Source organism: Actinotalea sp. C106, assembly GCF_023630195.1.
Taxonomy (GTDB): Bacteria; Actinomycetota; Actinomycetes; order Actinomycetales; family Cellulomonadaceae; genus Actinotalea.
Map to the genome: position 1 here is coordinate 1 of NZ_JALPKN010000591.1, position 734 is coordinate 734.

Here is a 734-nt window from a genome sequence, read left to right on the forward strand (position 1 = left end):
CCTCCGACTTCTCCGGCACGGCGCACGTGACGGCCCACCTCCGCGCCGCGGTGGATGCTCACCCGCGCGGTGCCCCCGTCGGTGTCCTCGACCGGGACGACGAGCTCGGCCCCGGCCGGCACCGGCGCGCCGGTCATGATCCGCGCTGCCGTGCCCGGGAGCACCGTCGGGCGCTCGTCGCTCCCGGCAGCGAGGTCGGCCAGGACGTCGAGGACCACGGGACGCTCGGTGGTCGCTCCCCGGACGTCCTCGGCACGCACCGCGTAGCCGTCCATCGCCGAGTTGTCCCAGGCAGGGAGGTCGCTCGCCGCCGCGACCGACTCGGCGAGCACCAGGCCGAGCGCGTCGTGCAGGGCGAGGTCGACCACGGGGGTCGGCGCAGCGAGCCGCAGCGCGGCCGTCCGGTGCTCGGCAGGGGTACGCATGGAGCCTCTCGGTCAGCAGCAGTGCCCGGGGACCCGGCTCAGCTGCACACGCCAGAGCTCGGGTCCCTCGGCAAGGTACTCCCACACGATCTGACCGGGCTCGCGCTGCTCGATCTGCTCGCGCAGCGGGACCGGGTCGTGGTCGACGGCCAGGACCAGGGACTCGCGCGGCTCGAGCGCGTCGACCGCGGCGAAGACCTGCTCGTGGCGCACCGCCCGCGGGATCTCCCGCACGTCCAGGTCACCGGCCGCAGCTGCTCCCGGGCCCCGCCCGGCGTCGTCGGCCCCGCAGCCGCAGCCACCGCAGCC

Annotated in this window: 1 protein-coding gene and 1 pseudogene; both read right to left on the reverse strand. The window is 76.2% G+C overall.

The window, feature by feature from the left end:
• Positions 1–425: pseudogene (locus L0B03_RS18670) on the reverse strand (molybdopterin molybdenumtransferase MoeA); the annotation flags it as partial.
• 12 nt (positions 426–437) lie between these two features.
• Positions 438–734 (reverse strand): DUF2249 domain-containing protein (locus tag L0B03_RS18675; RefSeq protein WP_250448605.1); only part of this gene is annotated, 297 nt, incomplete at its 5' end.